This window comes from Spartinivicinus ruber (assembly GCF_011009015.1).
GTDB classification, from domain to species: domain Bacteria; phylum Pseudomonadota; class Gammaproteobacteria; order Pseudomonadales; family Zooshikellaceae; genus Spartinivicinus; species Spartinivicinus ruber.
On sequence record NZ_CP048880.1, the window covers coordinates 17,061 to 42,272 of the forward strand.

At 40.4% G+C, this 25,212-nt stretch carries 36 protein-coding genes; 15 read left to right on the forward strand and 21 right to left on the reverse strand.

The window, feature by feature from the left end:
- Positions 1–111: 111 nt before the first annotated feature.
- Positions 112–1,350: an ATP-binding protein gene (locus G4Y78_RS29500; protein ID WP_163836813.1), complete on the reverse strand. Its 1,239-nt coding sequence runs from the start codon at positions 1,348–1,350 to the stop codon at positions 112–114.
- A gap of 610 nt (positions 1,351–1,960) precedes the next feature.
- Between G4Y78_RS29500 and G4Y78_RS29505 the strand changes: the two genes are divergently transcribed.
- Positions 1,961–2,170: a cold-shock protein gene (locus G4Y78_RS29505; protein WP_163836913.1), complete on the forward strand. Its 210-nt coding sequence runs from the start codon at positions 1,961–1,963 to the stop codon at positions 2,168–2,170.
- A 47-nt stretch (positions 2,171–2,217) separates the two neighbouring features.
- On the opposite strand, the gene G4Y78_RS29510 is transcribed toward G4Y78_RS29505, so the two are convergent.
- Complete coding sequence (locus G4Y78_RS29510; protein ID WP_163836814.1) at positions 2,218–2,517, reverse strand: helix-turn-helix domain-containing protein; 300 nt, start codon at positions 2,515–2,517, stop codon at positions 2,218–2,220.
- 113 nt (positions 2,518–2,630) lie between these two features.
- On the opposite strand from G4Y78_RS29510, the gene vapB reads away from it, so the two are divergent.
- Genes vapB through G4Y78_RS29525 form a run of 3 tightly spaced genes read left to right on the forward strand, consistent with a single transcriptional unit; the run spans position 2,631 to position 3,489 of the window.
- Positions 2,631–2,864 (forward strand): type II toxin-antitoxin system VapB family antitoxin, encoded by a 234-nt coding sequence (gene vapB / locus G4Y78_RS29515; protein ID WP_163836104.1) that lies wholly within the window; start codon positions 2,631–2,633, stop codon positions 2,862–2,864.
- Positions 2,864–3,277, forward strand: coding sequence for a type II toxin-antitoxin system VapC family toxin (locus G4Y78_RS29520; RefSeq protein ID WP_163836103.1), 414 nt, complete (start codon positions 2,864–2,866; stop codon positions 3,275–3,277). Before vapB ends, G4Y78_RS29520 begins: the two co-directional genes overlap by 1 nt.
- Before the next feature lie 29 nt (positions 3,278–3,306).
- Entirely contained in the window at positions 3,307–3,489 is a 183-nt protein-coding gene (locus G4Y78_RS29525) for a hypothetical protein (RefSeq protein WP_163836815.1), read from the forward strand.
- Between the two features lie 27 nt (positions 3,490–3,516).
- On the opposite strand, the gene G4Y78_RS29530 is transcribed toward G4Y78_RS29525, so the two are convergent.
- Entirely contained in the window at positions 3,517–4,173 is a 657-nt protein-coding gene (locus G4Y78_RS29530; RefSeq protein WP_163836101.1) for a type II toxin-antitoxin system HicB family antitoxin, read from the reverse strand.
- A gap of 110 nt (positions 4,174–4,283) precedes the next feature.
- On the opposite strand from G4Y78_RS29530, the gene G4Y78_RS29535 reads away from it, so the two are divergent.
- The 4 genes from G4Y78_RS29535 to G4Y78_RS29550 all read left to right on the forward strand — a co-directional run bounded on the left by G4Y78_RS29535 (position 4,284) and on the right by G4Y78_RS29550 (position 5,864).
- Complete coding sequence (locus G4Y78_RS29535; RefSeq protein ID WP_163836097.1) at positions 4,284–4,538, forward strand: type II toxin-antitoxin system Phd/YefM family antitoxin; 255 nt, start codon at positions 4,284–4,286, stop codon at positions 4,536–4,538.
- A complete protein-coding gene (locus G4Y78_RS29540) occupies positions 4,535–4,789 on the forward strand; it encodes a Txe/YoeB family addiction module toxin (protein WP_163836100.1) in 255 nt (84 codons plus the stop codon). The genes G4Y78_RS29535 and G4Y78_RS29540 overlap by 4 nt, the downstream gene beginning before the upstream one ends.
- 438 nt (positions 4,790–5,227) lie before the next feature.
- Positions 5,228–5,494: a hypothetical protein gene (locus tag G4Y78_RS29545; protein WP_163836099.1), complete on the forward strand. Its 267-nt coding sequence runs from the start codon at positions 5,228–5,230 to the stop codon at positions 5,492–5,494.
- The gene (locus G4Y78_RS29550; RefSeq protein WP_163836098.1) at positions 5,484–5,864 is read left to right on the forward strand and encodes a type II toxin-antitoxin system VapC family toxin; all 381 of its coding nucleotides are present in this window, start codon (positions 5,484–5,486) and stop codon (positions 5,862–5,864) included. Before G4Y78_RS29545 ends, G4Y78_RS29550 begins: the two co-directional genes overlap by 11 nt.
- Before the next feature lie 215 nt (positions 5,865–6,079).
- Here the strand turns inward: G4Y78_RS29550 and G4Y78_RS29555 are convergent, their stop codons facing one another.
- The gene (locus G4Y78_RS29555) at positions 6,080–6,586 is read right to left on the reverse strand and encodes a GNAT family N-acetyltransferase (RefSeq protein ID WP_163836816.1); all 507 of its coding nucleotides are present in this window, start codon (positions 6,584–6,586) and stop codon (positions 6,080–6,082) included.
- A gap of 270 nt (positions 6,587–6,856) precedes the next feature.
- Between G4Y78_RS29555 and G4Y78_RS29560 the strand changes: the two genes are divergently transcribed.
- The 4 genes from G4Y78_RS29560 (at position 6,857) to G4Y78_RS29575 (ending at position 12,314) form a co-directional block, all read left to right on the forward strand.
- Positions 6,857–7,090: a hypothetical protein gene (locus G4Y78_RS29560; RefSeq protein ID WP_163836817.1), complete on the forward strand. Its 234-nt coding sequence runs from the start codon at positions 6,857–6,859 to the stop codon at positions 7,088–7,090.
- Between the two features lie 271 nt (positions 7,091–7,361).
- A complete protein-coding gene (locus tag G4Y78_RS29565) occupies positions 7,362–8,906 on the forward strand; it encodes an RHS repeat protein (RefSeq protein WP_163836818.1) in 1,545 nt (514 codons plus the stop codon).
- A gap of 101 nt (positions 8,907–9,007) precedes the next feature.
- The gene (locus G4Y78_RS29570) at positions 9,008–11,788 is read left to right on the forward strand and encodes an RHS repeat protein (RefSeq protein WP_163836819.1); all 2,781 of its coding nucleotides are present in this window, start codon (positions 9,008–9,010) and stop codon (positions 11,786–11,788) included.
- 13 nt (positions 11,789–11,801) lie between these two features.
- Positions 11,802–12,314: a hypothetical protein gene (locus tag G4Y78_RS29575; protein ID WP_163836820.1), complete on the forward strand. Its 513-nt coding sequence runs from the start codon at positions 11,802–11,804 to the stop codon at positions 12,312–12,314.
- Between the two features lie 278 nt (positions 12,315–12,592).
- On the opposite strand, the gene G4Y78_RS29580 is transcribed toward G4Y78_RS29575, so the two are convergent.
- From G4Y78_RS29580 to G4Y78_RS29595, 4 genes are all read right to left on the reverse strand, one after another.
- Positions 12,593–12,865, reverse strand: a complete 273-nt coding sequence (locus G4Y78_RS29580) for a helix-turn-helix domain-containing protein (RefSeq protein ID WP_163836821.1) — start codon at positions 12,863–12,865, stop codon at positions 12,593–12,595.
- Between the two features lie 36 nt (positions 12,866–12,901).
- A complete protein-coding gene (locus G4Y78_RS29585; RefSeq protein ID WP_163836822.1) occupies positions 12,902–13,216 on the reverse strand; it encodes a type II toxin-antitoxin system RelE/ParE family toxin in 315 nt (104 codons plus the stop codon).
- A 97-nt stretch (positions 13,217–13,313) separates the two neighbouring features.
- Positions 13,314–14,075, reverse strand: a complete 762-nt coding sequence (locus tag G4Y78_RS29590) for a hypothetical protein (RefSeq protein ID WP_163836823.1) — start codon at positions 14,073–14,075, stop codon at positions 13,314–13,316.
- Between the two features lie 88 nt (positions 14,076–14,163).
- The gene (locus tag G4Y78_RS29595; protein WP_163836824.1) at positions 14,164–15,006 is read right to left on the reverse strand and encodes a substrate-binding periplasmic protein; all 843 of its coding nucleotides are present in this window, start codon (positions 15,004–15,006) and stop codon (positions 14,164–14,166) included.
- 21 nt (positions 15,007–15,027) lie between these two features.
- Between G4Y78_RS29595 and G4Y78_RS31835 the strand changes: the two genes are divergently transcribed.
- Both G4Y78_RS31835 and G4Y78_RS29605 read left to right on the forward strand, forming a co-directional pair.
- Positions 15,028–15,135, forward strand: a complete 108-nt coding sequence (locus G4Y78_RS31835) for a DUF4113 domain-containing protein (RefSeq protein ID WP_163836914.1) — start codon at positions 15,028–15,030, stop codon at positions 15,133–15,135.
- A gap of 42 nt (positions 15,136–15,177) precedes the next feature.
- On the forward strand, positions 15,178–15,870 hold the full coding sequence (locus G4Y78_RS29605) for an SOS response-associated peptidase family protein (RefSeq protein ID WP_163836825.1): 693 nt from the start codon (positions 15,178–15,180) through the stop codon (positions 15,868–15,870).
- Between the two features lie 16 nt (positions 15,871–15,886).
- Here G4Y78_RS29605 and G4Y78_RS29610 read toward each other — a convergent pair whose 3' ends face one another.
- The 12 genes from G4Y78_RS29610 to G4Y78_RS29665 form a co-directional block, all read right to left on the reverse strand.
- Entirely contained in the window at positions 15,887–16,555 is a 669-nt protein-coding gene (locus G4Y78_RS29610; RefSeq protein WP_230425793.1) for a DUF4145 domain-containing protein, read from the reverse strand.
- A gap of 5 nt (positions 16,556–16,560) precedes the next feature.
- On the reverse strand, positions 16,561–17,391 hold the full coding sequence (locus G4Y78_RS29615) for a TIR domain-containing protein (RefSeq protein ID WP_163836826.1): 831 nt from the start codon (positions 17,389–17,391) through the stop codon (positions 16,561–16,563).
- Positions 17,392–17,541: 150 nt separating this feature from the next.
- Positions 17,542–18,081 (reverse strand): hypothetical protein, encoded by a 540-nt coding sequence (locus G4Y78_RS29620; protein WP_163836827.1) that lies wholly within the window; start codon positions 18,079–18,081, stop codon positions 17,542–17,544.
- Positions 18,082–18,166: 85 nt separating this feature from the next.
- Positions 18,167–18,544 (reverse strand): hypothetical protein, encoded by a 378-nt coding sequence (locus tag G4Y78_RS29625; RefSeq protein WP_163836828.1) that lies wholly within the window; start codon positions 18,542–18,544, stop codon positions 18,167–18,169.
- Positions 18,541–18,900 carry a hypothetical protein gene (locus G4Y78_RS29630; protein ID WP_163836829.1) on the reverse strand — a complete coding sequence of 120 codons (360 nt, stop codon included), beginning with the start codon at positions 18,898–18,900 and terminating at the stop codon, positions 18,541–18,543. The genes G4Y78_RS29625 and G4Y78_RS29630 overlap by 4 nt, the downstream gene beginning before the upstream one ends.
- On the reverse strand, positions 18,897–19,295 hold the full coding sequence (locus tag G4Y78_RS29635) for a zinc-finger-containing protein (protein ID WP_163836830.1): 399 nt from the start codon (positions 19,293–19,295) through the stop codon (positions 18,897–18,899). The genes G4Y78_RS29630 and G4Y78_RS29635 overlap by 4 nt, the downstream gene beginning before the upstream one ends.
- The gene (locus G4Y78_RS29640; RefSeq protein WP_163836831.1) at positions 19,295–19,588 is read right to left on the reverse strand and encodes a hypothetical protein; all 294 of its coding nucleotides are present in this window, start codon (positions 19,586–19,588) and stop codon (positions 19,295–19,297) included. Before G4Y78_RS29640 ends, G4Y78_RS29635 begins: the two co-directional genes overlap by 1 nt.
- A gap of 2 nt (positions 19,589–19,590) precedes the next feature.
- Positions 19,591–19,752 (reverse strand): hypothetical protein, encoded by a 162-nt coding sequence (locus G4Y78_RS29645; RefSeq protein ID WP_163836832.1) that lies wholly within the window; start codon positions 19,750–19,752, stop codon positions 19,591–19,593.
- Between the two features lie 859 nt (positions 19,753–20,611).
- The gene (locus G4Y78_RS29650) at positions 20,612–21,418 is read right to left on the reverse strand and encodes a recombinase RecT (protein WP_163836833.1); all 807 of its coding nucleotides are present in this window, start codon (positions 21,416–21,418) and stop codon (positions 20,612–20,614) included.
- 61 nt (positions 21,419–21,479) lie between these two features.
- Positions 21,480–22,523, reverse strand: a complete 1,044-nt coding sequence (locus tag G4Y78_RS29655) for a YqaJ viral recombinase family nuclease (RefSeq protein WP_163836834.1) — start codon at positions 22,521–22,523, stop codon at positions 21,480–21,482.
- A 3-nt stretch (positions 22,524–22,526) separates the two neighbouring features.
- On the reverse strand, positions 22,527–22,841 hold the full coding sequence (locus tag G4Y78_RS29660; protein WP_163836835.1) for a hypothetical protein: 315 nt from the start codon (positions 22,839–22,841) through the stop codon (positions 22,527–22,529).
- 139 nt (positions 22,842–22,980) lie between these two features.
- Positions 22,981–23,541 carry a hypothetical protein gene (locus tag G4Y78_RS29665; RefSeq protein WP_222937786.1) on the reverse strand — a complete coding sequence of 187 codons (561 nt, stop codon included), beginning with the start codon at positions 23,539–23,541 and terminating at the stop codon, positions 22,981–22,983.
- Positions 23,542–23,773: 232 nt separating this feature from the next.
- On the opposite strand from G4Y78_RS29665, the gene G4Y78_RS29670 reads away from it, so the two are divergent.
- The gene (locus G4Y78_RS29670; protein ID WP_163836837.1) at positions 23,774–24,532 is read left to right on the forward strand and encodes an NYN domain-containing protein; all 759 of its coding nucleotides are present in this window, start codon (positions 23,774–23,776) and stop codon (positions 24,530–24,532) included.
- Here the strand turns inward: G4Y78_RS29670 and G4Y78_RS29675 are convergent.
- On the reverse strand, positions 24,529–25,146 hold the full coding sequence (locus tag G4Y78_RS29675) for a helix-turn-helix domain-containing protein (RefSeq protein WP_163836838.1): 618 nt from the start codon (positions 25,144–25,146) through the stop codon (positions 24,529–24,531). The genes G4Y78_RS29670 and G4Y78_RS29675 overlap by 4 nt on opposite strands.
- Between the last annotated feature and the right edge of the window lie 66 nt (positions 25,147–25,212).

Consider the following 25,212-nt stretch of genomic DNA (forward strand, 5'->3'; position numbering starts at 1 on the left):
ACTTCAAACCCCACTAACTTTTGTATAAAAGTTAGTGGGTTTACCTCAAGTAAATCAGTCACTTAGGGTTTTGCTACACAGCTGGCAGTATAAAGGCCCCCTTTCTCTTTGCTACTTCCACAGTGCATTCATTGGTACGGCAATGCCGTTTTCAACTCCTGACAGTGATATGTAGTTGTTTCCAGTGTAAAGTAATATTCCACCTCGCCAAGCGTTACCTGCAAGGCCTTCAAGCCTTGATAGACCTGCTCCATCTTTGGGTTGTACGCTCGCAGCTTTTTTAACTTCTACTCCCCAAATATTTCGTCCTTGTTCTATCACAAGGTCTACTTCAACTTGGTCTTTGTCTCGGTAATGCGAAAAACGAAGCTCACTATCAATCCAACCAGCCTGGCATATCAACTGTTGTACTACAAAGCTTTCCAGCAGGGCACCGAAGCTTGTGCTGTAATCATACCATTCATCAACTTTCAGCTCGCTCAACGTAGCAGCTAGACCTGAGTCGATAAGGTGAACTTTAGGCGTTTTAACAAGCCGTTTAGCCTGATTTTTATGCCAAGCAGGTAAACGACGAATTAAAAATAAACGCTCAAGGATAGAAACGTACTTATCGACCGTTTCACGGCGAATGCCTAACTCAGTTGCTAAACCACTAATATTAAGTAAATTAGCCGTACGTAAAGCCAGTATTTCAATTAGACGCATCATGTCGTCTTTATCTCGAATTGCAGCAATATCTTTAACATCACGCTGGATAATTGCATTTAGGTATTGTCGATGCCATTGTCTTGCTCTTTTCTCATTGCGAGTATTTGGTTCTGGATACCCGCCTTTACATACAGCTTCAGCAACCCCTGATATTTGTTGTTGTTCTCCAAAAATTTGAGGCGTGATATTGCCATCAAGCAGGCGCTGCAAAAACGTATTACGGCTCTGATGCTTTTCCTGCTCAGAGAGAGGATGGAGCTGTAATACCTCAACTCGACCAGCCAATGACTCCTGCACTCCAGGCAATAAAAGTAGATTAGCGGAGCCAGTGAGTAGAAAGCGCCCTGGTTTACGATCCTTGTCAACAGCAGCCTTAATCGCTGGCAATAATTCTGGTGCCCGCTGCACTTCATCTAGAGTGACTCTTTCAGGCAAGTTTTGCACAAAACCAGAAGGATCTGTTTTAGCGTTATTCAATAAAGTAGAGTCATCAAAATTAATATAAGTTCGATTAGGCTCTATTGATAGTGCTAGCGTAGTTTTGCCTACTTGGCGCGGCCCTAGCAAACAAATGACAGGAGTATCAGCTAAGGCTTGACGAATCAAAGGCTCAATATAACGAGGGTATAGGTTTTGAGGCATGGTTGTACAAGTCAAATTATCGTCTAATTGACTATTATTTTACCGTCCAGTTGACTATTAGTAAACCGTCTATTTACTGATTAAAAAAACGTCTAATTGACTATTATTAATGATAAGCCCCTCTACTAAGAGGGTTCTGTCGCAAACTTTTCTCAGTTTCAAAAATGCCTGCTTTCAAGACACACTTAACCTGCTAATGCATAAAGATAATGACAATATGATAAATAAGGCTGTTAAGCTACAATAAATCCTGACTATGGGGGCTGAGGACCCCACTATAAAGCCCCCTCCGGGGCTTTTTTAATTCCCCCATCTCCCCAACACGCTCATGATTTAGCGGCTTGCCCTGCAAAACACAAAATGTTCCACGGGAAACAATATGTAGCACTGCTACACAGCAAGAGGCGTACAAAACTTGTACTGCCTGTTGGTTTTTGTTAGTGTTGGCCAGTACAAGGCTGGCCAACACTAACAACCTGTTTCGTCCTGTATGAAACTTGCCCAGACAATGCCATCCCGCACTCTTACGCTAGGCCATAACTGGCGTAGGACGCTAGGGGTGCTGAGCCCCTTAGTCACTATCAATTTATTATTTGTAGATCAAGAAAATATGTCTAATCAAAAAACTGGCACAGTAAAGTGGTTCAACGAATCTAAAGGTTTTGGTTTCATTGAACAGCAAAGCGGCCCAGACGTTTTTGTTCATTACAGTGCTATCCAAACTTCTGGCTTCAAAGTGCTTACCGAAGGCCAGCAAGTTGAATTTACTCAAGGCCAAGGCCCTAAAGGCCCACAAGCTGAAAACGTAGTGCCTTTATAGGTTCTTCACAGGCTAGACGGTAACAGCCGTTTAGCTTGGACGCTGACTTACATCAAATCATCTAAATCAACATTAAGCACTTCAGCAATACGCTTAAGCACATCTACAGAGCCAGACTTTTCACCTTTTTCAATCTGTGACAAATAAGCTGCCATAATCTCTAACTTTTCAGCTAGTTGTTTTTGCTTAAGCCCTCGATGTTCACGCCAGACCTTTACAGGGTTTTCACCATCCAGCAGACGAGTTACAACAGCATCAGGCACTAGCTCTGTTTCGCCATTTTTAATGGCCTTTTTAATCTCGTCATACTCTTTAATATCGGCTAGCTCTTCAAATTTTGATGACATTTACCCTTGCTCCATGACTAACGCAGACTCAATGACATATGCTTGACCTATGCCAAATCATGACATATGCTAGGCATATACCAATATTGAAGCAAAAAAGGGAGGTACTTACTATGCCTGATAGAACTGCCAAGCTATTCACCAATGGGCGGAATCAAGCCGTTAGGCTGCCAAAGATGTTTGAGTTTAGCGGTATTGACGAAGTCTTTATCCGCAAAGAAGGTGATTCAATCATATTAACACCTAAACGAAAGTCGTGGCTTTCCTTTGCTGAATTACCAGCCGCTGATGATGACTTTATGGCTGAGCGCGCCGATATAATGGAAACAAATAGGGTTGAGTTCTAATGCTGTACATGCTTGATACAGATATGTGTAGTTACATTATTAGAAAGCGCCCTATCTCAGTACTGGAAACCCTGCAAAAGCAGTCTGAATTCGGGGCTAGCATTTGCATTTCTGCTATTACTTATGCAGAGCTTTTGCTGGGGGCTGAGCGTTCTCAAGCGCGAGAAAAACACTTAAATTTAATTCATGGCTTAATTGAGCGAATAGATAAAGTGTTGCCTTGGAATGCTCAAGCGGCTGAGTCATTTTCTACATTACAAGCCTATTTATTTTCTCAAGGTACACCAATAGGCTCAAATGACACTATGATAGCAGGTCATGCCTTAAGTGTTGATGCGATGCTTGTGACAAATAATCAGCGACATTTTAGCAAAGTGCCTGATATTAAATTAGACAACTGGAATTCAAAGTAGGCGGATTATCCCGCCTTAACTACACCCTTATGGACAAAAAACAATTTGACGAACTTCTGGCCAGCATCCATGAAGCCGATGATATAATCAAAGGCAAAAAGAAAGCAGAAGATGTACTCAAAGAGCTGCTTTCAGACAGCCCCAAAGATAGTCTAGTAACTGGTGATGATCGAGACTGGCTAGACATGAAGCCAGAGGGCAGAGAAGAATAAGCCAGCATTTGTTACACGGTAACAAGATCAACATGCTATATCCAAACAAATCCTGTACCCTAACTTATGAGCTATATCGACAAGCTCATCCAAGTTAAAATCCCCCATATTGCCATTTAAAAGCACACTTACTGCTGTATGGGAAATATTTAGCAACCTGGCTGCGTCAGTATTAGTTAGCTTACGTCGTTTAATTTGTTCAGTAATAGCACTAGTTAAAGCAGACCTCAGCATATAGTTTTTGGCTATTATTGGGTCATCATTAAGGAGTTCTCGCCAAACACTGGCAGTATCTGAAGTGTCTATCGTTACTTGAAACTCTGGCCTTACGCAATCGGGTATAGAATTTTGCCCTCGGTATTTACTGACATCAACCTCAACCATAAACCAAAAGCCGTCTTTACAGTCTTCATCATCAAGGTGCTGCTCTACTGCGGTAGGGCTTGGTATTTCCTGGCCATCTTCAATCAGCAAATCAAAATGTCCAGTAAAAGCGCTTTTAGCATCCTTGATACAATCCTCAATATCCTTACCAGCAAAGAACAATCCAAATACTCCAGGCGCAAACCCGCCAACCGCGCCATTTTCATCGGTATGAATATAAACAGGGTATAATGCTAATTTACTTTTTCTCTCTTCTTTCAAGTCATCAAATCCTTGTTTTATTTCTTCAAACAGCATCATTTTAACGCTTCCAGCTCTATGTAGTTGTTGCTATACAGGTCAAGTATACCATTGCGTACAAGATTAAGTACAAGTACAATAACAAGTACAATGCATAGAAAGGTGTTATTATGGACACAATCAGTTATTCAGCCTTCAGAAGTAAGCTAGCTGGGACTTTAGACAAGGTTAACGATGACCATACGCCTGTCTTGATTACCCGCCAGAATGGCAAACCGGCTGTCTTGATGTCTCTGGAAGACTTCAAATCTTATGAAGCCACAGCTTACCTTATGGCTAGCCAACGTAATGCAGAGCGCTTGAATCAAGCCATTGCTCAAGTTGAAGATGGTAAAACGGTTGAGCGTGGATTGATTGAAGAATGATTCTATCTTGGGCAGAACTGGCTTGGGAGGATTATCTATATTGGCAGCAAACAGATAAAAAAACGCTCAAGCGGATTAATACTCTCATTAAAGATATAAAGCACCAGCCGTTCGATGGCTTAGGCGACCCAGAACCACTAAAACATAACTGGTCTGGCTACTGGTCTCGGCGGATCGATAGAGAGCACCGCCTAGTATACAAGGTAACAGACACAGCTATTATTGTTGTTCAGTGTCGTTATCATTACTAAGCAAGGCTATTGTTAGCAGATGCTTTCTCAGTTTACCTTAACTTTCTGCTTGTCCCATGTCCTAGGACACGGGACAACGAAAGGCATTGAAGCTTACCTGCACTACAAACTACACCAACTTAGAACTAACATACCTATTCAAACTAACACCAGATTCAGCCGTTCTCATGGCTAGGAAACTCAGTGCACAAGCCTACATACTCCTGATCTTCCTCAGACCAAGTAACCCTATATGTGTAATGTTCGTGATTAATCATTCTCTAAACCCTCTAACTTTGCTATTGCTACAAACCCCACCTGATTTGATTGAGCTTAGTGAAAGTGCCGTAAACCTGTGCCCAGTGCTGGCGGGGAGCAGTCACCTTTTTGAGGTGGGAGGCTTGACGGGCACTTAATTAAAATATATAATTTAAAATATATATTTTAAAGGAGAGTGACATGCAAATCACTGCATCACAGCTACAAAGCCAGCACAAAGCGCTCATAGATGCGCTAAAGCGCGGTGAGCTAGTAGAGATTACTTATCATGGTGAGGTTTTAGGGGTGGTTCATCCCAAATCATCAAGCATTAAGCCTATAGAAGCAGATAAAGAGGCTGATGCTTTTTTTGGTATGCACGGTGACAACACCACTTCAGTTGAACAAGTTGAGGATGAAATACGCCAACTACGAAAAGGAAGAAGGGCGCGTTTAGATGATATTTGATACCAGTATTCTGATTTATGCGGCTCGTGGGTATGAAGCAGCTAAAAGTATCATCTTAAATACACCAGAACGGGCTATTTCAGCTGTTACCTACATGGAATTTGTGCCATTTTGCCGCAATAAACAGGAACTAAAGCACTTTGAAAAAATGCTAGAAAATCAGCAATTCAAAATCTATGAAATTGACCCACAAATTTCTATCAATGCACGCAGCTATACAAAACAGTTTGCGCTTAGCCATAGTGTAGAAATGGGCGATGCTTTAATTGCCGCAACAGCTGTTCGCTATGGTGAAACACTATGCACAACCAACCTAAAGCACTTTAAGCCTATTTCTGGTATTGAGTTACAGCAATTTTCTGTTGAATAACTGCTACCCTGCTCTACTCATCAGGATTTTAAGCGGCCTGATCTTTCCCCCCATTTAGTGGACACTTGTCATTAGGAATTTAGGCGCATAGCTGCTCATATCCTGCTGGTGTTTTGAACGCCAGAGAGCATGTAATTTTGAATTTCTGTAGATATGTCCATCATTTTGGTATTTATGGTTTGTGGAGGGCTGGCTAGATACCAGCTCTTACCAGATTAACTCTTTGCAGAAAAGGATTTATGATAAGTGACTATTCCTTGAGGCAAATCGTCTTGAAATACTAGCGCTTGAAAATATTCCTCTGGTACATCTGGAAGTACCAATCCTTCTCTAGGTCTAAAGCCAAAACGATGATAATAATTAGGGTCTCCGAGCAATACGCAACCTTTTGCTTTTATATTCTTTAGCTCTTGAATAGCTGCATTCATAAGTTTTGAACCAATACCTTTATTCTGATTGTTCGGATGAACTGATATTGGACCCAGACCATACCAGCCATCTGTACCGTCAGAAATACTGATGGGAGAAAGTGCCACATGCCCAACGACATTACCTGCCTCTTCGGCAACAAGTGAAATCGATAATGCGGATGACTCACGAAGAGCTTTAACAATAAATTGCTCAGTATGGTCAGTATGCGGCGCTTCAAGAAATGCAGCAACAGTAACCTCATGAATACTTTGAATATCGCTTGGTTGTTCTTCTCGGATACTAATAGTCAATCTTGTATCTCCTTTGCGGTTAACAATTAATGAACGTCACTCTGAGACAAAATACTATGTCGCATTGACGTATAACTAATTGGCGTATTTTAACCTAAAGGTTATTAAATTTACTCACTGTTCCTTCCCCCACACTCCCCAAAAATCACCAAAACAAGCAAATACCTATTGTTAATCTGGCAGAGATAAAAGACAGGCGTCGTTTACTTAGGTGGTTGTTATTTTTTGCGGTATCATGCCGTATGACTGAAACGAAAGGAGTATTTCACCATGTCACAGAGTTTACCTACACCAGCCCAGCTGGATAATGTCATGGGGAAAGCAGGTGGTGCCCGTCAGGCACTAGTTGAGCTGATTGATTTGCTTGAATCATTGGAGCTGGTGGCGACAGCAGACGGCTATAAAAGACAGCTGATGGACTTGGATAAGCAGCAAATCAAACTGGCTGGGCTCGTGGCCCGTTGTCGGGAGGCAGGACAAATTACCGTAGATGATTATAAATAACTCACGCTCTAGCGGAGATACATAAGCCTGCGTAGAACTGACTTTTGACAAAAAGCGGGTTGGCCATCCTGCTTGTTCCTCCCTGAAGCCCCGTGTTGATCGAAAGGCGTCATTATAACCCTTTACCCAATGCCCGTTTGGTAAAGAGTTTGCCCAGAAAAATCCGTCTAAATAATCACCAACACAGCAGTGAAACATTTCACCTGTTGTACAACTACTGTTTCACATATAATCGGCGGCACTTGATTGGTATGAAGTGACTAAGTATTAAATGAAAAAACTAGCCCCCAGTTTAATCATCACATTAGCAAGCCTGGCCAATGCAGATAACAATAGATACATAGTTCATTATCAGTCTGCTTGGACTACACAAGTATGTAAAAGTACCCTCAGACTTGCTTCCACTAAAGAAGCTGCCTGCAAAATTGCTACCCCCTGTATATTAAATTACCATATAAAAAAGTTTCCTAGAGACTATGCAAGGGTTGAAAAAATTTATAATGGTATAGTGCAACCACATAGCCGGTATTATGGTGCACAAACCTGTCATATAGGGTTTACCTATAAAAATAGAATTGGCTCATTACAAGAGCACTTAACGACAGCAAAGTTTTATACACTTGAAAAAAGCAAAGTGCCTGAATGCCCGGAAGATTCAAAATTATGCCAAGGCACCCAAAATACAGGCAGTAGCTCTTGCTCAGATCCTTCAACCGGTAATCCAGTTCGTATTTCTAATGGTAATAAATATCAAGTTGAAACTGATATTGTAAGTAAAATTGGATTCCAACGCTTTTATAACAGCTTACTAGAAGAGTGGAGCCATAGTTTTAATTATAAAATAATTAACTCCATTAAATCTGAATCAGTTAAATATTTAGCTCGTCCAGATGGAAAACAGTTACCTATTGAACTGAAGGGTGATCAATGGCAAACAGAAGTCGGATCAGGTTTAACTGTTTCTACAACAACTAAGCACAGTGCTGTTTGGTTAGTCACTTCAGGACAACAAAAAGAATACTATGATGACCAAGGTCGATTAATTCGCTTGGAAAAAGCGAGTGGTGAAGTAGTAATCAGTGAGTGGACGGATAATCAACAAATTATTAAAGATGACAAAAATAACCAAGTTACTCTGACTTTTGATGGTTTTCAACGATTAGTTTCTGTACAGCTAAATCAGGATAAACCTGTTAAGTATGAGTATGATTATTTGTCCAGGCTATCAAAGGTAACGTTAGCAAGTGGCAAAACCCGCCAGTATCATTACGATAATAGTCAGTTTCCTCTTGCACTAACAGGCATCACCGACGAAAACGGTGTTCGCTTTGCTACCTGGACCTATGATGATCAAGGCCGTGCTATTTCCAGTGAACATGCTGGCGGCAAGGAAAAAGTATCGCTGGAATTCCACGACAATAACTCTACAACTGTTACTAATCCGCTTGGCAAGAAAACCACTTACCATTTTCAGTCTTTTAATGGGGTGAATAAAGTGGTGAAGGTGGAAGGTCACCAGTCCGCTAACTGTGCTGCAGCGAATAAGGAGTACACTTACTACCCTACCGGCTTGCTCAAGACTAAAACCGATTGGAAAGGCAACACCACTGAGTACAAGTACAACGACCAGGGCTTGCAAATCGAGAAGACAGAAGCCGTGGGAACTTCTCAAGCGCGCACGGTGACGACTGAGTGGGATGTTGAGAAACGCTTACCGTTGAAGTCTTCAGATGGAAAACTGGAAACGCTGTATCAGTACGATGAGCAAGGAAAACTAGCTAGTAAAAAGCAGGTGAGCCAACCATCTGCAAAATAACCTCGGTAACTGGCACTGCATATTCTCCCTTGCAGTGCCAACAACAAACTTAATTAATGTTTATTTGGATGAAGTTTAACCTAAAACACGGCAGTAGATTTATGAAATTTAATCGAATATTTTCTGGGTTATTGGCAGCAGGATTAGCCTTTTCTGCTCAGGCAAATACACCACTCGAACGGGAATGGTTATATCAACATGATAGCCAAGGCAACCTCACGCAGGTTGATGGTCCTCGTACTGATGTTCAGGACATCACGCGTTATGAATACGACGATAAACGTCAGCTTGTTAAAACCATTAATGCCCTTGGCCATATCACAGAACTAAAAGACCACAACTACCGTGGTAGCCCTCAAACCCTGATTGATGCCAATGGCACCGTTACCAAAATTACTTATAACGATGATGGGGACGCCGAAACCATCACAGTTAAGAGTAAATCAGGTGATATTACAACTAGTTTCACCTATGACAACGTAGGGCAAGTCACTCAAATTAGCCTGCCAAATAGCAGTGTCGTTAAATACGAATACAGCCCTGCTCGCTATTTAATGGCGATAGAAAACAGCTTAGGCGAGCGTATCGAATATGAATACGACAATGCAGGTAATCAAACTAAGCAAACCATTAAATCTGCTACTGGCGAGATCGTAAGCCAACAAAGCTGGGTATACGATGAGTTAAGCCGTTTGTTGCGTAGTGTGGGAGCCAATGAGCAAACCGCTGAAAATGAGTATGACTTTAATGGCAATCTAACGGGCTTTACTGATCCTAATGAAAATAAAACCACTCATGGCTTTGATGCGTTAAATCGGTTAACCCAAACGACAGACGCGTTAGAAGGTGTCACTCGCCTGGAGTACAACCAGAGTGATCAGGTCACCAAGGTCGTTGATCCTAAAGGCACTACCACCCAATACGAATATGATGAGTTTGGCCGCTTAATCAAGCAGGTCAGCCCAGATTCAGGGACTACGACTTATGAGCATGACTTGGCAGATAACATCACCAAGCGTACGGATGCTAACGGCAAAGTCACTGAGTACACCTACGATGCGATTAATCGCCTAACAAAAAAATCATATCCCAGCGCCCCAGAATTAACCATTGAGTATTTATACGACGATACCAGCGATGATCATCCAGGTATTGGCAAGCTCACAGGGGTTAAGGATACAAAAGGTGTGATTGCCTATCAATATGATGATCGCGGCAATATTGTGAATTTAGGCCGTACCATCGAAACGGGTAGCCAAAGCATTCAGCAAAGTATTGGCTATCAATACAACATAAGTAACCAACTCACCCAAGTTACCTACCCTAGTAATTTAAAAGTTAACTACCAGCGTAATAACGAAGGGCAAATCACCAGTGTTAGTGCTGAATGGGGAACGGGTGATGCAGCCCAAACCATCGAGTTAGCCAAAGACATTAGCTATCAAGCGTTTGGTCCCATGACCTCACTGACTTGGGGTAATGGCCTGACTTTAAACCGCCAATTTAATTTAGATGGTCAGCTCACTCAGCAAGCTATCGCAGGCTTACAACAGCTGAATTACAAATATGACCCTAATGGCAATATTACCGAAATAGCCAAAAGCGAAACGGATAAAAGGGAGTTTAAGTACGATGTACTTGACCGACTTTTCCAGGAAATTGATGGCTTAAAAACCACTGAATATACCTATGATGCGGTAGGCAATCGATTAAGCAAAAAAGAAACGCTGCAAGATATGGTGAGTCCACAGGAAAGCACTTATGCAGAAAACAGTAACCGTTTAGCCACCTCTTACATGGGGCCAGTGCGCATTGATGAAGCTGGCAATACCACAGGCAATGGCCCATTAAACTTTGAATACGCAGCAAATAACCGCCTAAGCAAAGTTAAAGAAGGCGACTTCTTATTAGCTAGCTATAAATACAATGCCATCGGTGAGCGGATTCATAAAACCATTCATTTTGGCAATGAGCAGCCAGCTCACTGGATTTACACCTATAACGAATCAGGCCAAATCCTTGCAGAAACCAAATACAGCAAAATCTGGCAACAACAGTTAACCCGTCAGTATGTGTGGTTAGGTAGTTTACCACTGACAATGATCGAGCAAGTTGCTAATGGCGCAACCCTAAATGCACCACAAGTGACGTACCTTCATAGTGATCATTTAAATACGCCAAGGCTGGCCACCAATCAGCAGAAACAGACGCTTTGGTCATGGGAGTCTGATGCCTTTGGAGTGGGTGAAGCTAATGAGGATGTCGATGGAAACAGCCAGAAGACAGTTGTTTCCTTACGTTTTCCAGGGCAGCTAGCCGACACTGAGAGTGGGCTGTTTTACAACTATTATAGAGACTACGATCCAACACTAGGACGCTACATTGAGAGTGATCCAATTGGTTTAGCGGGCGGTCTAAATACATTTGTTTATGTTTCTAATAATCCGCTTAAATTTATAGATCCTGATGGACTTAAGAAAAAGTTTCCAGCTAATCATCCTGTATGCAGAGGGCTTCGACAAAAAATAAGAAATCTTGAAGATGACTTATATAACAAGCGCTGGCCAGACTTACAAAACAATCCCCAAAACCTACCAGAAAGGATAGGGCCTGGAGAAAAACTTAGCCAAACAGTTCGAGGACATAGAACACTAATCAACCATAATTACACTTTGCTGCGCAAATATGAGCAACGCTATCATGAAGAGTGTGAAGATGATGACGATGATCCTACTGGCGATTCCTGTGACACAGGGTGTGCCGCAGCTAAAACAGCTGCAACCATTGGGGCTGGTTATGTTGCCTATCGCTGCATTCGCTTAATACCATCTCTACTACCTCCTTTATGGCCAACTTTACCAGCTAATGCAATAGCCCCGTAAAAAAATAAAAACTATGGAAATACATGAAATAATTCAAAAAACTCACAAAGCTGTTCAGGAAAATAACAGCCGACAGCTTAGTGAGCTTGTAACAGATTTTGGCCTATTTCTTACTATGAAAGATGAATCAAAATTAAACGCAACTGAGTTCAACGAGATTTGTAATCTCATACTTAATGAGAGTTTTGCAAAAACTAAAAACTCAGGAGCTTTTGTTTATGAAACCTATCTGGAGTTCGATAAGCTATCGAAAGATCAAGCAGAAGTGCTTTTTGAAAAAATAGAAAGTATCAATTACTTCAATTATGGAAATGATGAGTATTTTACTGCTTTAAGTGATTTAATTGCCAGAAGATACCCTGCTAATCAAACGTACTGTCTATTTGAAAAAAAATACAGGGAATGTCCTCACGAAAATTGGCACTTCTGTTTCTCTGGCTTATATGCATTGTCTTTAGAGCATCAAGATAATGACAATATGGTAAATAAGGCTGTTAAGCTAATGAAGGAAATCAATAAATCCTGACTATGGGGGCTGAAATCGAATGAATAGGACCCCACTATAAAGCCCCCTCCGGGGGCTTTTTTAATTCCCTCACCTCCCCAAATACACCGCCGTGACCTGTTCACGCTCAGCTGTAGTGACTTGCCCTGTGAAACACAAAATGTTCCACGGGAAACAATACGTAGCACTGTTACACAGCAAGAGGTGTACAAAACTTGTTCTGTCGGTGGGTTTTTGTTAGTGTTGGCCAGCCTTGTACTGGCCATAACAGTAAGGGGTGCTGAGCCCCTTAGCTTATTTCAAGCCGCCACATCCACGCTTACATGCAGCCCAAGCTTATGGGCAAAATCAATCAGCATATCTATACGAAACTGGTCTAGCTTGCCGTTTAATAGGCTGCTGATTCTAGGCTGAGAAACTGCTAAAAGCTCAGCTGCATCGGCTTGGGTTAGTTTCTTCTGCTTAATCTGAGCTGTCACAGCCATCATTAAATCAGATCGTAATTTGTAGTTTTGCGCTTTTATTGGGTCTTCTTCCAAAGCATCCCAAACGCTTTCATATTGCTCTGTCATTCTGTAAACCTCTGTTGATGCTTGGTAAATCCAGCGCTAAGGCTGGATTTGTTTTAATGCTTGTTTTGCTATCTCTATATCATGCTGGCTAGTTTTCTGCGTTTTCTTCTTAAAGGCATGAAGTACATAAACAGCATCTTCTAGCTTGGCGATATAGATAACCCTGTATTGTTCACCTTCCTTAATCCTTATCTCTTTTACCCCTGTACCTACCGTTTTCATTGGCTTCCAGTCGTCTGGGTCTTCACCGCTTTGAACCTTGTGAAGCTGGTAGCCCGCTTGCTGCCTGGCCTCTACTGGAAACCACTTAAGGTTGTCTAACGACTTACCTACAAACTTGATTGGCTTCATCTGTATTTCTTAGTTCCATTATACAAGTAACTGTATAATATACAAGTAAAGATATATTTATACAAGTACTTATATAACCATTATGTCGTTTTTATCATTACACAGCTTCTTTCTGCCGCTCCAAAATCCTACCAGCCGCATATTCTGCGCAGGCTGTAACCCACATAACATTAGAATCAGGTTGCGTGTAGCTGTAATCCCACCAATCATAATCGAAATCAGAGTAGCCAGTATCCTGAATTATTTGGCCTAGTAGTTGCTCGTCTGGCTCATAGCTATGTCCAGCTAATGCTTCAATCAGATCGTGAAAACACCTTATAGTGTTATCATTGGCTTCAAACCCCTTCAACCACTTAGGTAAATTACTATCATCAAGCGTGTCATGAAGGCTTGTAAGTGCCTTTCTTAATTCTTCTAAAGCCTCTTCTAACTCTTCTGATTCAACCTCTGAAGGTTTTTTAAAAGCCTTTGGTATTTCGTCGCTTTCTATTTCCTCAAACGCTAAAAACTCATAAATCAATCTGTAGAAAGTATCAGCAACCAGATAAGCGCTAACTTCTCTCTTCTCACTATATGCACTATCTAGCTTCTCAAACCCGTAATCTGAGCAGCCATAGTTAGCGAGAAAGCCCAAACCTCTACCCACGCTATACAGCACCCGCCCTATATCGCCACTGATAGCAATGCAATTTGGAGCTAACACAATATCAAAGCTGTAAACTATGGTATTTGGTCTACTACAGCGGTATATCTGTACCTCGTCTGTATCCACCAACAAAGTAAATTGATGATCCTTTAGCCTTTCCGCTGCGCGATTTTTGTACTCTTTTTCACGCTGATACGGTGTAATAAAGTTCATTGTTTAACCTCTTTGCTCAAACTCCAGACAAAACAAGCCCGTTGCTCTGTCCAGAGCATACAAAAATCATCGTTTAAATTGGGGTGGATTACTTAAGGTCTGCTAAGTTAAAGTCTTCTTTCCACACTTTAAAATACTTATCTACAAGAGAGCTTGATATCTTATCCTTTACAAATGAGCTAACTTTATTACTTAACAGTTTAATATGCTGCTTACAGTGTGATCGTTTAGAAAATGCTATATATAGACCCTCTTCCACTACAGGCACCGGATTAGGCGTGATTCTTATAGATAGCCGAGTTCTTGCAAGACCTGCAAGACCTGGATATAAGCCCTGAATTAAGTAGTCAGAGTTTCCTGACAACAACTCATCAAATGTTTCTTCCATCAATTCCTTATATTTAATTTTTAGGTGTTTTTTTGAGAATTTATCAAATTTCTGTCCAAAGCTATTGCCAACGGTTGTGACGCCTTGGAGTGATTTTAAGTCTTCCCATTTCGAAAATTTAAAATCATAAGCTTTTTTGCTTGGAACAAATATAGCTACAGGGTCCATCAAAAATGGTTGTTCTGTATAGTCTAAATACTGCTTTCTTTCTTCATTAATGTACAACCCAGCAATAATATCAATCTTTCCTATTCTCGCGTTATTCTGCACCTCTCCCCAGTCACCGGCATAAACCGACTCTATTTTTATCCCCGAGTCTGAGAAAGCATCATACACCAGTTGAATAGCTAGCCCTTTAATTTCATTTTTATCTTTTGGGTTTTGCCAGGTAATAGGTGGGTAGTCCACATCTCCAGAGACTTTGATCGTCTTGCATTCTGTAGCAAAAGCACAGCTAAATGCAGTTGTAAGCAGTAAAGCGACTGAGTATTTCATGGTTACTATATTATTAGTCGTATTATTTTTTAGTATAACAAACTTCACACCCTCCCCCCCTCTAAAGCTCTGTTTCTAGCCAGTACTGGAACTAATCAAGGCTGGCAAATGGCTAGACAACACCTTTCGCCTAACTACATGACAGACTGGGCTGAAATACCCCTTGTGAGGCTCTAACAGCCGTTATACTGCAATAGGTGGGCAAATAGGAATAAAGCAATGTGCGGGCAATTTGGGCTAGCTGAAGCGTTCAATTGGTGCAAATTTACAAAGCGGTTAGGGTTAAACGATTTTGACGCCCCTAACCTACGGTTTAAAGACGCTTTCGCGCCCACCAACACCATATCAATCATTACACAACAAGACTGCTATCAAGTCAGAGACGCTATATGGTGGCTATTGTTAGAAGAGACTGAAACCGGCTTTAAAGCTAACTCCAAATACGCAACGTTTAATTCAAAATCTAGCCGCTTAACTTCTAGCCCTGTTACTAAGAAAGCGTTCAAGCAAACCCGCTGCATCATCCCTGCAAGCCATTTTGTAGAGGGTGATGGACCTAAAGGCAAGCGCTACTATCACCTGCTCAAACCTGACAGCGGTATGATTGCATTCGGTGGTATCTATCGCACTTGGACACACTCTAAGACAGGTGAGCACTGCTTTTCAGCTTCAATCATTACTTTGCCTGGTCATCCCAAACTAAAAGCCATTCACAAAAACTCATTACCTTTAATGCTTCCGCTCGATCAGCCAGAGATAGCGCACAACTGGTTAAACCCATCAATCCAAGATACGCAGGGCTTTGAATCACTTTTACAGCCATTACTTCATGAGTCACTGCAGGCTCAGACAATAGAGCGGCCAGGCTTGCCTGAGTCTGTGGGTGATGCTTTCCAAATTGGAACAGATTAGATAATTCTTTAAGGAACTATTTCTTTTCATCTCGCTTTGAAATTGAATCCAAGTTTTTTTGAGGAAGACTGTTATAAATTGCTTCAATCTCTTTAGGGTCAGTGATCATTTTTTCTGCAATAAAATTAACAAGCTTAAAGAGAGAGTTAACTGTATCTACATCATCTGTTAAGTCAATTGAGCCAGGATGGACTGCATTATTACCAATGACCCTTACTGTATCTAAAGCCTGCTGTACCTGCGAGGGAAGGCCTTTAGCAACTAGAGCTTTAATATCATCATTAATATTTTTTCCTGGTTGGCCAAGATGAGCGCAAAGTTTCTGTATTGACAGTCTCAATAATGCTGCAGCTCCACGAGGGGATTGCGCAGCTATTACTCTAGCTTCTTCGTAATCATCTTTAATGTCATCAGGTAAGTCAGAATTAGCAGGCTCAGCTACACCAGTATTTGGATATATCATTTGTGATTTTTTCCAAATCGCAGGACTTTTACACCTCTCGCAGCGTGTAATCTCGAATTTTTCGAATGTGTGGCTTTCCATTCTGTATTGTTTTCCAGTACCAGTCATATCAAACCAGTGTTGTTTAGCATATACATGACAAGTAGGGCAGTGAAATGCATCTTTTTTAGGAGCAGGGAGTGTTATCTTTACCATAACTATTTCATTTAGTTTCTCAGCCAATATTTTTATAAAAAAGATGCTTCATCATAACTATTGGTTTTAGCTTCAATTTTTTTAGGTAATTGATCTTGGTTCTTTAATACTATATCAACACCTAACTCGGTAATTTCATAACCAAAATAGTCATCTCCACTTTGGTTATCTGTACATACACACTTATCTATCAAACCCATTCTTTCAAGCTTGATAGCTGAAATTGGTAACAATTGACTATTCATATGCTTAAGGTCATTTTCTATTTGATGATAAGAAAGTCTTTCTGGCCATTCTGTTCGAGTCCTCAAGCAAGATGCCAAAAAACCTAAATCCAATTCTGTTAGCTGATAGTTAGCAGGATTAGCGTTTAAGCTTTTGGTTTCAGATAGAGCTGCATGATTAATTAAGCCAATTCTAGATACCTCTGATTTAACTAATGAGCATGCTCTATTCGTTGCTGAAGTCAGGTCACCATCAGACCGGTTTGCCTCATAGTCCGCTGCTGTAATGCCTAACAAGTCGGTAGGTAAGTGCATTTCAACATTGCGAGGCTTCAATATAAAAGACCTTTCTTTGCCTATAGCACCAATAAATAACCCAAGCTCAAACAAAACATTGTCTCTTACAACATGCTCCTGAGCATCTCTAATGGTTGCAATATCGTCAGGAGTAAATATAAAAAGGGCAAAATCAACCGTTGATGATTTTTTCACTAAGTCGTCAATAGTCGAAGATGAAAGCCTAAATGTTCCATTTTTCCAAATAGTTACTTCAAGGTCATGGTCAAGGTTCACATTGACAGCTTCTGCTACATCCAAGCTTTCTACTGAAGATGCAATAAATAATCTTGGTTTTCTCATTAGCTGCCTCAATGCAATTGTCATTTAAAGTAAATATTTACTTAATAAATTTACTAAAAGAATATGATGTAGTTTTACTGAAAATTACAACCAGGTCGACCATATTATTTTTTACCAATGTATGACCCGCTAAACGCAGGCCATATTTAACTATTTTGTATACCTCGTATTCATCAGCTCTATAAAATCCTTGCTATTCCCGTAGTGCAGGCGGTATAAAGCCATAAAGAATTCTTCTATATCTTCATGAGTGGTGAATACTGTCTTGGGTAGGTGATAGGTATACTCTGCGTTGTAATCAAACTCTATCCTCACATCCTTTAGCAGCCACCTAGATAGCGCTAACATAATGCTGATTGACTTGTCAGTACAGCAAGCTGAGCCCTCTTTCATTCTAATAACCTGCTGAAAATGGCTTTCAATAAACCGGGAATTCATAAACAAAAAGTGTGTTCTGTCATCTGGGGATACTTCATAATTAAGCAGCCCTTCCGTAAACCTTTCTATAGGAAAAATAAGACTGTTATAAAAGTCTTCTACGCTTCCTTCCTTTGCCGCCAATACTGCTTGCTTTAAAAATTTACTATCTTTAGCACTTTCGTAAATTAGGGTGTTTTCCTTATCAATACTATGAAATATTGCATCAATAATGCCCTTAATGCTTGCTTTAACCTTTGTTACTTCGTTCATAATTTAACCTCTCTGCTCAAACTCCAGACAAAACAAGCCCGTTGCTCTGTCCAGAGCGTTTAAAAATATTGTTATTTTGGTGGTGTTATCGGCTAGAAATTATCTGCAAATGAAATAGTTCGCTCTGTAACTCTTTTATTTGATCTTTAATTTTAAATTGCTTGTCTGACTCCTTAGTTATATCTAGATGCCAAACCTTGCGGATTCTGGCCATTTCCTTTTTAACCTCTACCAGCTCTGCTTTGTGCTCCTGTAGTAGTTTGGGTGATAGTTTTTTTAATTTGGTTTCATGCCACCTTATGGCTGACTCTAATTCTCCTTGTCTAAATGACTTATTCATTAGATTTTTTTCCAAACTGCTATAGTCGAAGTATTCATCAATATTACTCTGTATTGCCTGGTTCTTCTTTTCAAGCCTACTTATCTCGCGCTCTATGGCTTTGATTGATGTTTCAAACTTCATTTGATGCCCATCCTTTCTAGTTTTTTGTCATACTCTGCCTGACAGCCTGAATTACAAAAAACCAGCTCATCATCACCATAGACAACGTCATTCATATCTAAATCATCGTCATCTATATCATTGCCCAGCATTTGAGAGCAGTTACTACATCTCCACCACCAATGTTCTTCTTCTATCAATACTTTTGGGGGTACCTGGGGGTAAAATTTGTCAAACCTGATAACTCTTTTTACATCGATGTAGTATTCGTCATTATCTTGCTTGGCTATAGCTATTTCTCTCGCTTCTGCTTCGGTGTTGGCGAACACAACGTAAGACGACTCTAAAGAATCACAATAACATTCCCATGCTTTCACACCCTACCCCCCTCTAAAAACTCCCTGCTCAGCTCTATTGCTCTAAAACACTGCTCAACATCAAACAGCCCTATATGGCACTCTTCGCGGCTTATCTGCATCTTGGCCGCTAACCAGTGGTAAGCCATTTCTCGCGAGGCGTGGCCCTTCTGCCAAATCTTGTCAAAGTACACATGCGCCAAGCTCTTAGCCTTCCTCAGCTCCCTATTTGCAAGCCTTCCGAGTGGCACGGTGCCGTCATTACCATACTTCAAGTTGCGCGCATGACAGCCAACATAGGCGTCACATGGCGCACACTGCCAGAAATACTTACTGCTTAGTTCTGGCTTGTGCGGGTAGATTACATTGCCGGTTACTAGCCTTGCTTCTCTGCTGCAATATGGGCATTTAATCATTAATTTTTACTCCAATATTCGAAAGGGTTGTCCGCTTTAATAAATTCCTCTAATTCTTTTCCTACGAAAAAACAGAATAAATTTTCTTTATTTTTTAACTCGCAAATTCTCAAGGCTGTGTCTAATGTGAAGTTGCCGCCGTAATCGATATTCCTTGTAAACCCCGTATCATGAGGGCTTACGAATTGGTTGTCCTGGGTGACGATCATGACTAACCGACTACCTACCCTATCTAACCACAACTGTTTATTTCTATTTATTCGTTCAACTGAAATAGTATTTTCTAGTTCCATAGCTAATAACCTGCCGGTTCTCTCGCTAATTTGTGGTAAATTAATTCGAGAAAAAATAATATTCTTGATTTTATTGAATGTTTTGCTTGGTATTTTTCGATTATTTTCTGTAGCTTTTCGTCTGCTTCTTGCCTTCGTCGTCGGTATTCCTGATAGTCATTCACTCCGCTTCAGCCCTTTTCATACCTGGCATTGACCCAATTTCAAACAATTGTTTGACAATTATCCTTTGAGTCATTAAAATATACTGGTTTTAGTTAGATAAGCCTTATAGCTCATGTTTATAATTACTAGTGCAACATATATTGCAGGATTTATTTTAATATCGTCAGCAATATCAGCCTTTATTACTCAATTTATTTGTTCTAGAAAATATATCAAGCCATCCAGAAAAGTTGTTTTATTTTTTATAGTTGAAGTATTAGTAGCTATTTCTATTTTAAGTTTAATAGTTATCTTAGCAGTTATCTTCTTTTTACCATCTGGCCGTTGGTGCTAAACATTTTTTTCTATAAATAAAAACTTCCTCCCCTTTTTACACATGAACACCTTTGTAACCTGCTTGGTATTTCTTGATTATTTTCTGTAGTTTTTCGTCTGCTTCTTGCCTTCGTCATCGGTACTCCTGATAGTCACTCATTCCTCTGCAGACCTTTATTAATGGTACATCAAGCAATATTTGAACAAACGTTTGACTTGCATCTGATCAATCTTTATACTGCAATCGGACTTTGTTATGTGAGCTGTTATTTTAATGAATCAAGAATTAATTTTTTTATTAGGATTATTAGTCACCATAGTAGCCTTGTTTATATTCATAATTTCCGTAAAATATTTAGGAAAAATTAGCAACGAATCTTTATCTCTACTCAATATTTCAAAATCATTCTTTGTTTGCTTTGCAACTACTGGGGTTTTGTTTGCTTCATTCGGCTTTATAATGTACTTAAGTTTAATGGGTGGACTGTTTCCACAAACTCCCTAACCTTCCAAAACCCATAAAAATTGACCCTATATTTAAAATTAATTATTTTTTAATTCACTAGCCTTAGCCCCGTAAGCTTGCCTAGCCTGACCTTTCAGCTCTTCCGGCAAGTTTGCTGCTGCACTTACCACTTCGTCTAGCTCGCTTAACTCTACACATGAATCTATCGCCGTTAAGATGTTTTGTAGGTCAGTTTCAGCCTGGTTAGGCTCTTGCAGCTTGCCCAACAACTGACTAGCTCTGTCTTGCAGTTTTACTGACTTAGGTGGCGTTACATCCTTCTCAACAGCGTCTATCTGCTCTTCACGTACAGCGATACCCCTTAGTAAATCTGGGAAAGCATCCCTAACTGCCCATGATCGAGCACGCATAGCAGCCATACGTTGCGGGTATTGGCTCCAAGGCCCTTGTTTGCCTAGTAGTGCGGCTCTTTTAGCATCCTCAAAGCTGAACGTTCTGATAACTTCCTCATCATCGCCGCGACGTTTGGCAATACAGGTTGCTGTTTTGGTTTGATCATCCCAGCGCTCACGCACGTATTCACACAGAGGAGAACCCTTGCAGACGGCTAACACGGCATCCCCCCATAGAGACGGACGACCATTAATTACCGCAATATTTTGTAATGCTTGCGTTGGTGGTAGCCCTAGCTCTGCGCCCATTTGAACAGCAACCAGTACGTCACCGGCTCGCCCCTGAAAAGACTTAGGCACTAACGAACTTTTAGCTATCAAGTCAGCGTATTGCATCGCTTCTTGTAGATTACGCGGTGCTAGTGAAAAAATATCTTGTTTTGCATTAGTTTTAATTGGTGTAACTGTTGTATTTGCTGCTATTTCATTCATAATTAATTCCTCAGTCAAAAGGCTTGCCGTGCTCTCTGATTTATAGCTGTAGAGAGCGTAGTTAAGCCCTAAACACCCTGCTTTCCACAGTTTTCGTATATTCTGCGGCTAATAACGGCTCGTTTTCTTTTAATGCAGTGGTATCAATTCGTCTGGTTCTCTGAGCTTTCCAACTACAAAGCTTTTTTCTGTTGCTGGTTAATACTGAGTACTCGCCCATAAACTGCTTAATTTCAAAGCTATTGCTTTCTAGCTCGTCTTTGAGTGATTTAATTTGTTGTTTTACTTGTTTGGTGCGCTGAACCAGTTCTAAAACTTCCTCGGTTGCTTCGATGGGTTCGCCGTTATCTTGGGCGTGCAACATATCTAGATCAGTGGTGTTTTGTGGTTCTGGCGCTATATCCGCAATCACATTGTTAAACCAGAATTCTTTTAAACGCTGGCATACAACACTCGCTAACTGCTCATTAAACTTAATGGTGTAATCCCGGTACTGATTGCCGCCGATCAAAACCGCTAAATCTGCCACTTTCCAGCCAGTGACAATCATGTAGTGCAAGCACTGCAGTAGGTATGTGTCGGGTACTTCATCGCATAGAATGACGGCCATAACATTGCCCTGCTCGTCTATGCTGTAGACGTTGCCGTCGCCCCACTGCTTGCCATATTGCACAACAGATTTATCAGCCGTTTTTAACTCAAGTACTCGTTTTAGCCCCACTACACGCCTATCTAAATTACCGACTAACCACGGCTGAGCCTTACAAATCATGGTCTTATTAACTTGTCGTACTTCGCGTAATGTACGGCGCATGTACTCTTTTGCCACGACTTCTTCTAGCTCGATACCGAAATGCACAGCCTCAATATTGCTTAAGTCTTTCGGCTCAACCTTTCCGGTTTTCTCTGCCCATACTTCGAGTGCCGTTTTGTATGGGTGCACCCCAAGTATTGCGGCAACATCACTGCCGCCAATGCCTAGTCGTCGATCTGCTAGAAACTTCACGCGGCCTTGCAGCCCGGAATAACCCGGGATGCTGGCTTTAACTCGAATAATGTAATTGTCGTGCTGCTTGAGTTCTTCGGGCTTAACCTTCATTGCCATTGATTAAACCTCCAACTCTTCAGCCACACAAATGGCGTACTCTTGAATTAAGCGGTTTAATCTTTCAACTGTTTTGGTTTGCTTTAACGGGTTTTCGATATTTAAAGCCAAGCTTTTTAAAATATCTCTGAGGTTCCCGCACTCCAGCATTTGGTCTACTACATCGTCCATTGACCAAGTTTGGCCGCTGTTGCTGTACGTCCCACCTTTCATTAACTCTCTGGCAATCTCAGCGCTATCTGAAAATGCTGGCTGGCTTTCTAATCTGTGTTGTTCAATTTCGTAGTTATTTAAAGCGGCAGTATTCCCACACAACATAGTCTTAGCTCCTTGGTTGGTTTGCGTCGTTGGTGTGGGGCTTATTTAACTTTACTCACATTTTTATGTCAAGTGTGAGTAAAGTATAATTTCAAGATAAAAAAAGGCCTGCTTGATACAGGCCTTTTACTTAAGGTGTTTAGTTATAGATTTGGTTTATATTTGTACTCTTTATCTTTCCATCCCTTAGCCTTACTAATAAGCTTCTAAGATGCTTTGCGTTTGCCACATCATAATAATGGTGTGAGCTTTCATCAGTGCACATAAGGTTACAAGTAGCAATTTCTAGAAGGTGGTTGTATTGATTACCACTGTAAAAGCTAAAAGTTAAGTCAACTAATCCTGTACTATCAGATGCACTGCCTATTTTCTTTTCAAATTGATCTTTACGTGATCTTGCTAGCTTTTCCCACTTAAGATATTTATCAATATAAGTAATATATTGGTTAGCATGATCCTGTCCGAAGCCAATTAAGCTTCTTAATCCAGAGGGGCTCGACTTGTATGTGTCTACTTGCACTATAAGACTATAACTTCCATTTGATTTTTTATTTAGAGCTGCAAAAGTTGGTCTTGTATAGTACTTAGAAGCAATTGAGTTAAACTCTTTTACTTGCATAGGAGTGCTTAGCCTTGTTTGCTCAACTACGTAAGTACACCCCGACAAAAACAATAGTATAAATATTGAACACCATTTCATTTAACTTTTTCCTATATTGCTTATTTATGAACCGAGTGGAATTTATCATAGGAATATCGTTCATAAAATCTAAATTAAGAAGTCATTAATTAACTAATTCTTGATTTTGCTGACAGTCTTGGCTATAAAGATACTAAGCGCCCAAGGCTAAGCTTATACCTAATTTGTTAACGGTTAAGCCAGACCCTTGGGCTTTTTTGTTTGTAGCTTAAAAATTAACTAGCTGTTACTAATGGATATAAGAACTGCTATTCTCGTTGATGGATCATTTTTCTTAAAGCGACTTTTCTACTACAAAAGAACGTACTTTCCTAATATAGAAACACTCACTTCTGAAGAAATATTAGCCTGCTTAGACAAGGTCGTTACAAAACACCTTAAGAGCAATGGCAATATATACAGATATCTTTATCGCGTCTTTTATTATGATGCCATGCCATTGGAGCAAAAGCTTCACTATCCCATAGCAGACAACAATGGGCGGCGCCCAGTGAAGGATTATAAAACCGACAAACAGTCGATCATAAGACGTGAGCTATTTAGCCATCTAAAAAAACAAAGGAAGTACGCTGTACGTCTTGGAAATGTCAAGCATGACAAAAGTAAGGGGTGGAAACTAACTAGTTATGCAACGGACGACTTAATTAACAAGAAAAGAAGGTTTGAAGATATTACTAATGGTGACTTCTATTTTGAAATAAGACAAAAAGGTGTAGATATTAAGCTTGGGCTTGATATTGCCACCCTATCTTATGAAAAATTGGTAGATCAAATTGTTCTTATTGCAGGTGACAGCGATTTTGTCCCAGCAGCAAAATTAGCACGAATTCATGGCATAGATTTTGTTCTAGACAACCTAAGAAATAACATTGATCAAAGCTTGCATGAGCACATTGATGGTTTAAATACTTTTGATTTAGCTTCAATAATTAAGGATATATGTAAATGCGAGCCTCACAAAAAACCAGAGTGGTGGAAAAATACCACCTAAAAATCGATTTCAATTCGGTTTACTACGCCTAATATTTTACAGTCTTCAGTAACCTCAATGGATTTATATGTTGAGTTCACAGGTATTAGATAGTAATCAGGTCCTTCAACTACTAACTGCCTTATAACTGCGTCTAGTGCATCCTTGATATGTACTAGTACAAAGTCTTGAGGTCGGGCTTTCTCATCAGGGTTTACTATTGCAATTGAGCTTTCTGGAAGAACAACATTGCCAGTGCTTGGAAACATAGAGCTGCTTCGTAACCTAAATGCATAGGAGTTCGGCCCTACATTTGCGCCAGTTTGCCACCATTCGGATAGCTCTGAGTCAGGGTTTAATAGCTGCTCACTATCTAATAAGGGTATCTTTTTATAAGCTTTAGAAGCAGAACTATTAGAGCTACCCACCTTATTTTTTCCGTAAAGAATCCATTCTATAGAGCACTCTAGCTTTTCCGAAAGCAAGTCTAGGTTTTTGCCTTTTGGGGTAGTCTCGTTTTTTTCCCAGCGGGATACAGCGCCATGAGATATACCAATATATTCGGCTAATTCCTTTTGTGTAATTTTTAACTCTTTTCTTTTCTTAAGAATTCGCCCGCCTAAAGAATCACTCATCAATTACTCTCAAACCTGTTGACTTGAGTAAAGTAAAATTATTAAATTATACAAAACTCACATTAA

Bases quoted from the DNA above. Each gene is read 5' to 3' on its own strand.
- G4Y78_RS29560 (WP_163836817.1), top strand. From the start codon at position 6,857: ATGTCACAGAGTTTACCTACACCAGCCCAGCTGGATAATGTCATGGGG.
- G4Y78_RS29520 (WP_163836103.1), top strand. From the start codon at position 2,864: ATGCTGTACATGCTTGATACAGATATGTGTAGTTACATTATTAGAAAG.
- G4Y78_RS29620 (WP_163836827.1), bottom strand. From the start codon at position 18,081: ATGAACGAAGTAACAAAGGTTAAAGCAAGCATTAAGGGCATTATTGAT.
- G4Y78_RS29635 (WP_163836830.1), bottom strand. From the start codon at position 19,295: ATGATTAAATGCCCATATTGCAGCAGAGAAGCAAGGCTAGTAACCGGC.
- G4Y78_RS29530 (WP_163836101.1), bottom strand. From the start codon at position 4,173: ATGATGCTGTTTGAAGAAATAAAACAAGGATTTGATGACTTGAAAGAA.
- G4Y78_RS29625 (WP_163836828.1), bottom strand. From the start codon at position 18,544: ATGAAGTTTGAAACATCAATCAAAGCCATAGAGCGCGAGATAAGTAGG.
- G4Y78_RS29505 (WP_163836913.1), top strand. From the start codon at position 1,961: ATGTCTAATCAAAAAACTGGCACAGTAAAGTGGTTCAACGAATCTAAA.
- G4Y78_RS29580 (WP_163836821.1), bottom strand. From the start codon at position 12,865: ATGACAGAGCAATATGAAAGCGTTTGGGATGCTTTGGAAGAAGACCCA.
- G4Y78_RS29510 (WP_163836814.1), bottom strand. From the start codon at position 2,517: ATGTCATCAAAATTTGAAGAGCTAGCCGATATTAAAGAGTATGACGAG.
- G4Y78_RS29550 (WP_163836098.1), top strand. From the start codon at position 5,484: ATGATATTTGATACCAGTATTCTGATTTATGCGGCTCGTGGGTATGAA.
- G4Y78_RS29570 (WP_163836819.1), top strand. From the start codon at position 9,008: ATGAAATTTAATCGAATATTTTCTGGGTTATTGGCAGCAGGATTAGCC.
- G4Y78_RS29605 (WP_163836825.1), top strand. From the start codon at position 15,178: ATGTGCGGGCAATTTGGGCTAGCTGAAGCGTTCAATTGGTGCAAATTT.
- G4Y78_RS29655 (WP_163836834.1), bottom strand. From the start codon at position 22,523: ATGGCAATGAAGGTTAAGCCCGAAGAACTCAAGCAGCACGACAATTAC.
- G4Y78_RS29540 (WP_163836100.1), top strand. From the start codon at position 4,535: ATGATTCTATCTTGGGCAGAACTGGCTTGGGAGGATTATCTATATTGG.
- G4Y78_RS29585 (WP_163836822.1), bottom strand. From the start codon at position 13,216: ATGAAGCCAATCAAGTTTGTAGGTAAGTCGTTAGACAACCTTAAGTGG.
- vapB (WP_163836104.1), top strand. From the start codon at position 2,631: ATGCCTGATAGAACTGCCAAGCTATTCACCAATGGGCGGAATCAAGCC.
- G4Y78_RS29675 (WP_163836838.1), bottom strand. From the start codon at position 25,146: ATGAGTGATTCTTTAGGCGGGCGAATTCTTAAGAAAAGAAAAGAGTTA.
- G4Y78_RS29590 (WP_163836823.1), bottom strand. From the start codon at position 14,075: ATGAACTTTATTACACCGTATCAGCGTGAAAAAGAGTACAAAAATCGC.
- G4Y78_RS29615 (WP_163836826.1), bottom strand. From the start codon at position 17,391: ATGAGAAAACCAAGATTATTTATTGCATCTTCAGTAGAAAGCTTGGAT.
- G4Y78_RS29525 (WP_163836815.1), top strand. From the start codon at position 3,307: ATGGACAAAAAACAATTTGACGAACTTCTGGCCAGCATCCATGAAGCC.
- G4Y78_RS29565 (WP_163836818.1), top strand. From the start codon at position 7,362: ATGAAAAAACTAGCCCCCAGTTTAATCATCACATTAGCAAGCCTGGCC.
- G4Y78_RS29545 (WP_163836099.1), top strand. From the start codon at position 5,228: ATGCAAATCACTGCATCACAGCTACAAAGCCAGCACAAAGCGCTCATA.
- G4Y78_RS29640 (WP_163836831.1), bottom strand. From the start codon at position 19,588: ATGGAACTAGAAAATACTATTTCAGTTGAACGAATAAATAGAAATAAA.
- G4Y78_RS29535 (WP_163836097.1), top strand. From the start codon at position 4,284: ATGGACACAATCAGTTATTCAGCCTTCAGAAGTAAGCTAGCTGGGACT.
- G4Y78_RS29670 (WP_163836837.1), top strand. From the start codon at position 23,774: ATGGATATAAGAACTGCTATTCTCGTTGATGGATCATTTTTCTTAAAG.
- G4Y78_RS29575 (WP_163836820.1), top strand. From the start codon at position 11,802: ATGGAAATACATGAAATAATTCAAAAAACTCACAAAGCTGTTCAGGAA.
- G4Y78_RS29665 (WP_222937786.1), bottom strand. From the start codon at position 23,541: ATGAAATGGTGTTCAATATTTATACTATTGTTTTTGTCGGGGTGTACT.
- G4Y78_RS29650 (WP_163836833.1), bottom strand. From the start codon at position 21,418: ATGAATGAAATAGCAGCAAATACAACAGTTACACCAATTAAAACTAAT.
- G4Y78_RS29660 (WP_163836835.1), bottom strand. From the start codon at position 22,841: ATGTTGTGTGGGAATACTGCCGCTTTAAATAACTACGAAATTGAACAA.
- G4Y78_RS29500 (WP_163836813.1), bottom strand. From the start codon at position 1,350: ATGCCTCAAAACCTATACCCTCGTTATATTGAGCCTTTGATTCGTCAA.